This is a genomic window from Streptomyces bikiniensis (genome assembly GCF_000716625.1).
Classification (GTDB): Bacteria; Actinomycetota; Actinomycetes; order Streptomycetales; family Streptomycetaceae; genus Streptomyces; species Streptomyces bikiniensis.
Map to the genome: position 1 here is coordinate 1 of NZ_JNXJ01000084.1, position 9,404 is coordinate 9,404.

General features: G+C 70.9%; 7 protein-coding genes and 2 pseudogenes. 4 read left to right on the forward strand and 5 right to left on the reverse strand.

The features are described from left to right. The first annotated feature begins 221 nt into the window (after nt 1-221). Nucleotides 222-986: pseudogene (locus OO47_RS33770) on the forward strand (transposase family protein). 392 nt (nt 987-1,378) lie between these two features. Here OO47_RS33770 and OO47_RS35810 read toward each other — a convergent pair. Together OO47_RS35810 and OO47_RS36705 are read right to left on the reverse strand one after the other, a co-directional pair. Continuing rightward, a protein-coding gene (locus OO47_RS35810) for an IS5 family transposase (RefSeq protein WP_106969517.1) occupies nt 1,379-2,187 on the reverse strand; the annotation gives its coding sequence in 2 pieces (ribosomal slippage) (nt 1,379-1,848 and nt 1,848-2,187; 810 coding nt in all). Between the two features lie 319 nt (nt 2,188-2,506). Beyond that, nucleotides 2,507-3,190: a hypothetical protein gene (locus OO47_RS36705; RefSeq protein ID WP_158708746.1), complete on the reverse strand. Its 684-nt coding sequence runs from the start codon at nt 3,188-3,190 to the stop codon at nt 2,507-2,509. 153 nt (nt 3,191-3,343) lie between these two features. On the opposite strand from OO47_RS36705, the pseudogene OO47_RS32500 reads away from it, so the two are divergent. Continuing rightward, nucleotides 3,344-3,529, forward strand: a pseudogene (locus OO47_RS32500) (transposase); the annotation flags it as partial. A gap of 76 nt (nt 3,530-3,605) precedes the next feature. On the opposite strand, the gene OO47_RS32505 reads toward OO47_RS32500, so the two are convergent. The 3 genes from OO47_RS32505 to OO47_RS32515 form a co-directional block, all read right to left on the reverse strand. After that, nucleotides 3,606-4,499 (reverse strand): GNAT family N-acetyltransferase, encoded by an 894-nt coding sequence (locus OO47_RS32505; RefSeq protein ID WP_234323382.1) that lies wholly within the window; start codon nt 4,497-4,499, stop codon nt 3,606-3,608. Nucleotides 4,500-6,064: 1,565 nt separating this feature from the next. Continuing rightward, nucleotides 6,065-6,715, reverse strand: coding sequence for a response regulator (locus tag OO47_RS32510; RefSeq protein WP_030223290.1), 651 nt, complete (start codon nt 6,713-6,715; stop codon nt 6,065-6,067). Further along, nucleotides 6,712-7,857, reverse strand: a complete 1,146-nt coding sequence (locus OO47_RS32515; protein WP_030223293.1) for a sensor histidine kinase — start codon at nt 7,855-7,857, stop codon at nt 6,712-6,714. The genes OO47_RS32510 and OO47_RS32515 overlap by 4 nt, the downstream gene beginning before the upstream one ends. A 131-nt stretch (nt 7,858-7,988) precedes the next feature. Here OO47_RS32515 and OO47_RS32520 point away from each other — a divergent pair, with 131 nt between their 5' ends. Together OO47_RS32520 and OO47_RS32525 are read left to right on the forward strand one after the other, a co-directional pair. Next, complete coding sequence (locus tag OO47_RS32520) at nt 7,989-8,729, forward strand: class I SAM-dependent methyltransferase (protein ID WP_030223295.1); 741 nt, start codon at nt 7,989-7,991, stop codon at nt 8,727-8,729. Continuing rightward, nucleotides 8,726-9,404, forward strand: a 679-nt coding sequence (locus OO47_RS32525; protein WP_078490133.1) for a DedA family protein, incomplete at its 3' end; no start/stop codon positions are given. The genes OO47_RS32520 and OO47_RS32525, both read left to right, overlap by 4 nt.

Genomic DNA, 9,404 nt, shown 5'->3' on the forward strand with positions numbered 1-9,404 from the left:
CCGCTGGGCCGTGATCGGCATCATGGTCCACCGACTCACCCGCGGCCGACCGGCAACCCGACCAAGCCCCCGACCCCTCACACACGTCAATCATTGAGCTTTTTCAGAGTGGCCACTGATCGAGTGACCCTGGCCGAGTCAGGATGAGGGCCGCAACGCACAGAGCCCCGTGCCGTTGAGGGAGGTGTTCGAAGTCTCAACCCATCGGCGCAGGAGCCCTGTTGGTTCCCCATCCTGCCGCACTCGACCTGCCGCACGCCCTGGTCGAGTGGGTCACCATGCTCATCGTCACCCGTGAGGGCGACCGCCGCTGCAAGCTCCCGCCCCGCCAGAGGGCCCTCGTCGGCCTGGTCTACCTCCGCCGGCACGACACGCTCGCACAGATCGCCGTCGGCTTCGGCATATCCGTCGGCACCGCCCACGCCTACGTCACAGCAGTCGTCCGGCAACAGCAGTCGTCCGGCACCTGTCCGGCCGGGCACCCGGACTGCTGCGGGTTCTGCGTGAAACCGGCCCGGACTACGTCCTGCTTGACGGGACCCTTGCCGAGTGCGACCGCGTCGGTGACAGCCGGGCCGACTTCTCGTAGAAGCACCGCCGTCACGGCGTGAACGTGCAGGTCGCCGATCCCACCGGCAAACTGTTGTGGATCTCGCCCGCGCTGCCCGGCCGCACCCATGACGTGACCGCGGCCCGCACCCACCGCATCATCCGGATTTGCGAACGCCAAGGCGTCCCCGTCCTCGCCGACCGCGCCTACATCGGCGCCGGCCCCTGGGTGACCACGCCCATCAGACGCCTCCCGAACCGGAACCTCACCACGACCCAACAGACGATCAACCGAGCCCTGTCCGCGGCGCGGGCACCGGTCGAACGCAGCATCGCAAGGCTGAAGGACCTGGCGAATCTTCCACCGGGCCCGCTGTAGCCCCAACCGCATGACCGCGATCGCCGCAGCCATCCTCACCTTGGAGCGGCAACGCTAAAAGTGCTCACTTATCGCCCATGTTCGCGACCTATGGGGTGAGATGTTCGTTTACCAGATCATGGTTCAGCGTTATAGCGCCGCGACGATCGGTCTGACAGATTTCGCGTTCTTGGGATGTCTGGCCTCTGCCAGCCCCGCGTCGGCCGGAGGCGTGGGTGACTTCCTCTCTCCCGCGTTCGGGACGTCGTGCGCCAATCAAGGCGTTGGAGCACAGGCCCGCGGAGTGACTACGCATGGGGTCGGTACGGCCACCAGTAATGCGGCAGGTCTGCCCCTTGTCAGCGCTTTCAACCAGTGCGGGGGTGCTGACCTGCCTGTGCAGGCCAATACGGGGCGCGTCCAAACGGTCGTTACCTCTCTGCTCAGCTCCTACACCGCTTACTGATCGTTTCAGAATGAGGTTCGTAGGCGTCGCAAGCAGATGATGCTGCAGGCCAGTTGGAGCAGCCCGAGGTGGAGGTCGGCGCGTATCTCATAGCGGGTGCGGAGTCGTTTGAACTGGTGGAGCCAGGCGAAGGTCCGCTCCACGACCCAGCGGGTCTTGCCCAGACCGGAGCCGTGTGGGACGCCGCGTCGGGCGATCTTGGGTGTGATGCCGCGGGCTCGGAGGATGCGGCGGTACTTGTCGTAGTCGTAGCCGCGGTCGGCGAACAGCCGGCCCGGCCGGTGCCGCGGCCGCCCGCGGACTCCTCGGATGCGGGGGATCGCGTCCAGCAGGGGCGTCAGCTGGGTGACGTCGTGCCGGTTTCCGCTGGTCAGCGAGATGGCGAGGGGTGTTCCGTGCCGGTCGACGATCAGGTGGTGCTTGCTGCCCGGCCGTGCGCGGTCGACCGGCGAAGGTCCGGTGTGAGCCCCCCTTTCAGGGCCCGGATGTGCGAGCCGTCGATCGCGCAGTCGTCCATGTCCAGCAGGCCGGCCTTGCGCAGTTCGGCCAGGAGAACTTCATGCAGGCGGGGCCAGACGCCGGCCTCGGTCCAGTCCCGCAGCCGCCGCCAGGCCGTCACCCCGCTGCATCCGGTCCGCTCGGCGGGCACGTCTCTCCAGCTCACGTTCTTGCGCAGCACATACACGATGCCCCGAAGAGCGGCGCGGTCGTCCGCGGGCAGGCGTCCGGGATACCGATGGCGCCGCGGCGGACGGGGCGGCAGCAGCGGGGCGACACGTTCCCACAGGTCATCAGGCACAAGATCATCCGACACCTACACCACTGTGCCGCCACCCAACCCGACTGCCAAGCCCCTACGCCGAACTCATTCTGAAACGATCAGTTACTGAGCCTTTTCCAACCTGGCTGTCAGGTCGGCCGTCCTTGTCCGTCAGAGCGTTCACAGCATGGTGACCGACTGTGAATCTGCTGGTCACCGGTCTGTCACCGGCTGACATGGTCACTCCTCGACGCGCCCTTGACCAGCACAGATGTGAGGTTGGAAAAGGCTCACTTCCTGGTGGGCCGTTGGCTGATCCCCCGTGAATGGAACGCCCCCGAAGAGCAGGCCGGCTCTGCCTGACCGGGTCTCGCTACCCCGGCAGCTGGTGAGCTCGAACCAGCCGCCGGTGGAACTCGCCGACGACGGCCTCGGGTACGGCTTGGGGGGCAGCGTCGCCGCCATAGGTCGCGTACTGGGTGACGACGTCTCCGGTACGCACATAGGTGATCACGGACCGAGCCGTCAAAGGGGGCGGCTCTTGCGGTTCGGCGAAGCTCGGGTGGCTGCCCGGAGCGCTCAGCACCTGGTATGCCAGCATCTCATCGCCCGGATACTCCGCCGGCGGCAACGGCTGCAGGCCCTTGTGGGTGTGCTCTTCAGCGGTCCACACGGGCACGGTGTAGTGGGCGCACCGAGGGACCGCGGCCCGCAGCTCGTCCATCACCCGCACCGCCTCCCCGTGCGGATAGCTGTACGAGGTGGCCAGGACGCCCGGCTGCCCGGCACGAGGATCCAGACGGACCGCAGTGGCCGCGACCGGATCCCGCCGCTCGTTCGCCAGCGCGCGGGCCACCTCCATGCAGAGTTCGACCCGCTGGTAATCGTCGTGCGGCGCAGTGCGTTCGAAGGCGGCCCGGTAGCCCGGGACCGCCCCGCCGCGCGGTAGGACCGCCATCAACTGCTCCATCGCCAGCGGTCCGCTCCGCGGCCGGAGCCCCGACCGCGGACTGTCCGCGACCGACACCGCGCCACACACCAGCACCGTCAGCGCCATGACCACCAGCGCGGGTACCCGCCGTCCCATTCCGCCCCCGCCCACGATCCCGCCGCACCTTCCCCGGCCCGGCCCCCAGCATGCACCACCCCCGGTCCGCTTCTCGGGACTGTAAATCGTTCGGTGTAACTCCCGATCATGGAGGATGCACCGATGACCAGTGAGAACGTGACCGAGGACGAGCCTGTCGAGACGGCTGAGTCGCAGCCGGCGAGGGTGGTGGATGACCGGCTGATCGACGAGCTGGTGTCCCGGGCTCAGGCCGAGGGTCTTCAGTTGACCGGTGAGGGTGGACTGCTCCAACAGCTGACAAAGCGGCTGCTGGAGTCCGCCCTGAAGCGGCAGCGCTGAAAACGCTCATTGAGATCCCAAACGCGGTCTCAGCGTCATCACGTCCAGAGAACTAACGAAAAGATCAGCGGTCCAGCGGTTCGGAGAAGATAAGGCGGACTTCCGTAGTGCGGTATCCGGCGCGGGTGAAAGCCGCCGCCATCGGACGGTTGCCGAGGTCGGTTGTGGCGGTGATGCGGTCCGCACCGTCTTCGGCCTGGAAGCGGGTGATGGCGGCCAGGATCTCTGACACGTAGCCGCGGCCGCGTAGTTCGGGGACGACGCCGAGATAGCCGACGTTACGGCTGTACGGCGTGGCCGACGGTATGGCAAGGCCGGCCAGGGCGCCGTCGGGAGTGTGCGCGAGGCGCCACCAGTCCCGCTTGCCGGGACGGTCGAGGTAGAACTGCAGGCTTTCGCGGGCCGTGGCCTCCGGCCCGTTGGCCGCCTCGCTCTCCACCGTGTGGGCGTCGAGCGTGCCCTCGGCGATCCGCAGCATCGCCCGCAGGAACACCTCATCGTCCAGCTCTGGGGAGAAGACCAGTCGCTCGGGCTCGGCGGGCAGCGGCACCTCGGGCGTCCACTCGAACTGCAGCCGCTCCACCTCGACAGTCAGGCCCGCGCGACGGGCGGCCTCCTGGCGCCAGGCCACGGCGGCGACGTGCTCAGGGTCGTCCCGCCACGAGCCGGGCAGCTTCACAAGGTTGTACAACGGTGGGGCTTGGGCCCCCGTTTCACGAAACGACCGGTGCCCCGCGTCAAGGAGCGCGGCGGCAAGAGCAGCCCGCTCGGTGGCGGGCACCTCGTCTGCGACGGCGAGACAGTCGAGCGCGATCGGATGCGCACTGTCGCTCTGCCCCCACCACAGGGCCCGGGCCAGCACCCGGCCGTCTGGCCCCCAAGCCGCCCAGGTCCACTCCGGGCGGTACATCCGCTGAGCGGCCTCCTCCCGGTACACGTCGGCGGGCAACCGCCACACGGGCTCAGTCGAGGGAAGACCCAGGACTTGGTCAAGCTCCACGCCAGGTCCCGGCACGGCGGAGAGGCGAGGAGCGGCACCGCCCGGAAAGTTCATTCAGGCACCTTTCGCGTGCGAGAGCACCGGTCGGCGACGCGATGACGAGACGACCGGGGAGGAGAGAGCCACGACCGAGCTGCCACAGGCGGCTGAGCGTGTGTGACGACCGGCGCACGTCGCGCCGGCCCCGAGCGATCTTGCCAGGGGCGTATGCATAGCGCAATGAATTGACCTCGCCACCAGGCACACCAGTCGTCCGGCTCCGGCAGCGCGGGGCTCGGTCTGCTCCGGACGCGTGCGCATCGCGCACATACAGAACCTCCGGGCTGCCCAGTGAACCGACCGCCGGCAATCGCCGACACCGGCACCCTGCTCGCCGTCCGCCTTCTGTTTGAAGCAGCCTCAGTGGTCTGCGCGGGCATCTGGGCCCGGCGCACGATCCCGCCCCGTGGCACCGGCTCCTGGTCATCGTGTTGCCCGCCATCGTGGACCGGGTGTGGGGCACGTTCACCGTGCCAAACGACCCGTCCCAGGGCAGCTGCGACCAGCGCCGGCAGTCCCAGCTGTCACTCGACTGTGGGCGACTTGAAAAAGCTCACTGCCACCAAACCGGCGCATCGCACTTATGCCGACGTTCGAGTTTTCCCGGGTTGGGCGGTTTGAGCGTTATGTAATTTCCCTCTTGAATCCTCCTGCTTGGCCATGGGTGGCGCGGAGGTCGGGACCGAGGGACCTGGTCGTCGCGGAGCTGCTCGTGTTCCTCGTCCCGTGGTTCGGACGGCCGATGGGCAGCCCGGACGGCGAGAAGGATGTTCGTCGTGGTCGACGTCACCGAGATCCACGTCCGGAGGGGCAGCAGGCCGCGTGTACCGTCCGAGGCTCAAGGCGTTCCTCCGGCCGTCGCCGTCTCGGGGGCGAACACTCACGACAACCAGGCCCCGAAGGCACTGGTCCGCGCCACACCCGCCGTCCGCTTCCGCCGCGGGCCACGCCGTCGCCGACCGGAAAAGTTCCGCGCGGACAAGGCGTACTCCTTCGCCGGCCACCCGGCCCGGCTGCGTGAACGAGGCATCGTCGCGCACATCGCCCGACCGGGGATCGAGTCGAGTGAACGGCGCGACCGGCACCGCTGGAAGATCGAGAGGTCGATGGCCTCGTCGTGGTCGCGCGGCCCCGCCGGCAGGTGTACTGGCGGGCCTCGGGGGCCTCCCAGCAGACGGTGGGGCAGGCGTCGTCGCCCGGCGGTCGGTCCGCTTCACGTTCGGTGTCACGCAGGTGGCCCACGGACCATGACGCTCGGGCGCATCCCGCCACGCCGACCCGGTCCGGAACTCCGGATCCGATGGTGACGGGCCGTCGGGTTGCGTCACCGCACTCCCCGGGACGCTGCGGCTGCCCGGTTCGGACATCGGGCACGAAATGCGTGTGGACGCGCGCACCACACCCGCGGGGAGGGCCTCCCCGCGGCCCGACCGACCTCCGTCATACCGGCTGTACGCGGCGCACCGTCCGTGGTTCCGGGTGCGTCACCCCGCGAGGCCGGCGTCGCGGGCCAGGAGGGCGGCCTGGACCCGGTTGGTGACGTCGAGGGTGGTGAGGATGCGGCTCACATGGGCCTTGACGGTGCTTTCCCGCATGCCGAGCCGCTGGGCGATCTCGGCGTTGGTGGCGCCCTCGCCGAGCAGGGAGAGGACGTCCCTCTCCCTGGGGGTGAGGGACGCGGCACGGGTGCGGGCGTCGGTGGCCCGGGGGCTGTTCGTGCGGTGGTAGCGGTCGATGAGGCGGCGCGCCGCGCTGGGGTGGAGCATGGCGGAGCCCCCGGCGACGAGGTGGACCGCGCGCAGGATCTCGGCGGGGTCGGTGTCCTTGAGCAGGAAGCCGTCGGCGCCGGCGGCCAGAGCGTCGTACACGGAGGAGTCGAGGTCGAAGGTGGTCAGCGTGATGACCTTCGGCGGGTGGGGCAGGGCACGGAGGCGCGCGGTGGCGGTGATGCCGTCCATGCGGGGCATGCGGACGTCGACGAGGGCCACGTCGACCTGGTGTGCGGTGGCCTGCTCGACGGCGTGCAGACCGTCGGCGGCCTGGGCGACGACCTCGATCTCCTCGTCGCCGTTGAGGAGGTCGGTCAGGCCGAGGCGTACGAGGGCGTCGTCGTCGACGATCATGGCGCGGATCATGCGGAAGGACCGATCTGCCGGGGAGTGGGATGGGGGATGCGGGCGGCGAGGCGCCAGGCGCCCGCGCCGCCGGGGCCGGCGTGGAGGTGGCCGCCGAGCGCTTCGACGCGTTCCCGGAGGCCCACCAGGCCGAAGCCGGAGGGCACCGCCTGCCCGGTACGGGCGGCGGCGGCGGTGTTGGTAACCTCGACGAGCGTGGCGGGCGGGCCGTAGTCGACGCGTACGTGCACGGCGGCGTCGGGGGCGTGTTTGCGGGCGTTGGTGAGGGCCTCCTGCACCAGGCGGAAGACGGCGAGCCGGTGGGCGGCGGGCGCCTGGTCCGGCGCGCCGTCGATGGTGGTGTCGACGCGCTGTCCGGCGTCCCTGGCCTGGTCGATCACCTCCTGGACGTCCCGCAGGACCGGTGTCGGAGCCCCGGTGGGAGCGCGGTCGTCGGTGGTGCGCAGGGCGCCGAGGACGTCGCGGAGGTCGGTCAGCGCGTCGGTGGAGGCGGTGCGCAGCAGGGCGAGGCGTTCGACGACGGGGGCGGGCAGGCCCTCCTTGCGGGTGGCCAGGACGCCGGTGTGCAGGGCGATGAGGCTGAGCCGGTGGGCGAGCACGTCGTGCATCTCGGCGGCGATGGCCGAGCGCTCGGCGCTGCGGGCGGCCTGTTCGCGCAGTTCCCGTTCGATCCTGAGGTGTTCCACCTGGGCGTGCAGGGCTTGGACGAGGCGGCGCCGGTTGCCCATCCACGACCCTCCCACGACGGCGAGGAGCAGGAACAGGCTGGATCCGTACTGCTGCGGCCGCCAGAGCGAGGCCGCCGGGTGGAGCAGCACGTTGCCGACGAGCGCGGTGGTGGCGCAGGCGACGGCCGCCGGGGTGTGGCGGTCGGCGGCGAGGTCGAACAGGGCGAGGAGCAGCAGGGGGAGCATGGGCCATCCCCAGACTCCGGCCGCGGCCGTCGCCGCGACGGGCGCCAGGAGCCAGTGGCTCCCGCGCAGCAGCAGGAGCGCTCCGCAGACCACGGCCACCGCGCTGCGCAGCGTGAGGTACTGGCCTCCGGCGGTCGACGCCCCGTTGTGCACGGCCGTCAGGGTGAGCAGCGCGACGAGGCCCCGGCGCCCGTAGGTGCCCCATCTGTGGCTCTGTTCCCGGTTCACCTTTCGATCGTAGGCGCGGGGGCGTCTCCGCTCCTCCGCCGTTCTGCTCCGGTGACCCCCTCCTTTCGTAGGGGGTGAGCGGCGTACAAGGGCGGATTCGCAGGCGGGCCGGGATTCCTAGCGTCGAAGCCATGGACGAATGGACCACCTCACACGACCGTGTCCTCGCGCAGCGCAACGCCGAGGGCTGGTTGTTCCTCATCGAAGCGGCCCGTGATCTGCGCACCACCGGCGCCCTCGCCCCGAGCGGCAGGGCGCTGGCCCGTCTGCTCACCGACCCCGTCGACGAGAACGGGCCCCGCCCCTTGAACGTGCTGGAGGCGGGCGCGGGGACCGGTTCGGTCACCCGTGCGCTCATCTCACGCCTGTCGTCCGGCAGCCGGCTGGACGTCGTCGAGGCGAACCCCCGCTTCGCGGACCGGCTGCGCCGGCTCGCCCGTACGCATTCCCGTCCGGTGGGCGACGGCGAGCGCGTCCGCGTCCACGAAGGGCTCGTGGAGCGCTTCGACACCGGCCGCCGGTACGACGTGATCGTCTCCGGTCTGCCCTTCACCAATTTCGCTCCCGCGCAGGTGGAGGCGATCATGGACCGGTACCTGGAGCTGCTGGAACCGGGCGGCACGCTCACGTACTTCGCGTACCGGGGGACCCGCTGTGCCCGGGCCCTGACCGCGAGCCGCGCCGAGGCCCGGCGCCACCGCCGCGTCGAGGAGGTCCTGGAGGCGTACCAGCGCCGGTACGCCACCGGCTGCTGGACCGTGTGGGCCAATCTGCCCCCGGCGACGGTCTGGCAGCTTCGCCGTCCCGTGCCTCCGGCTCCCTCGGCGGTGGCGGACACCGCCGCTGCCGCCGAGGCCGAGGCCGTACGGTGACCGGGCCGGTCGAGCTGATCGGGCAGGTTCCCGCCGGGGCCGCGTACGGAATCCTCGCCGCCGGGATACTGGTGGAGTCGGTGCTGCTGCTCGGCGCGTTCGTCCCGACGCTGACGCTGTTGCTGGCCGCGGGGGCGCTGGCCAGGGCCGGGGAGCTGGACCTGGGTCTGGTCGTCGTCACCGCGTCGTGCGCGGTGGTGGCCGGGGACGCGCTCGGCCACCGCACCGGGCGCCTGCTGGGCGGTCGGCTGCTCAGTGGACGGCTGGGGCGCCGCGTGCCTTCCGCCGCGTGGCGTCGGGCCGAAGCGTTCATGGCACGACATGGCGGCCGGTCCGTCTTCTTCGGCCGGTTCGTCCCCGTCATGCGGACCTTGGCCCCGCACCTGGCGGGCGCGAGCCGGCTGCCGTACCGGCGCATCGCGCCCTCCAGCGCGATGGCCGCACCGCTGTGGGCGGGGGCCGAGTCCGGGGCGGGCTACGCCGCCGCCACGTCACTCCAGCACGCGTCGGCGTTCGGGGGCCCCGCTCTTGCCGCCGCGGCCGTCCTGGCCGTCGGGGCGGGCGCGTCGATCCGTACCGTCCGCCGGCGGGCGCGGGGGCGGCGGGCGGCGGGCGCGGGGGCGGCGGGCGGCGGGCGCGGGGGCGGCGGGCGGCGGGCGGCCACGACCGCGACAC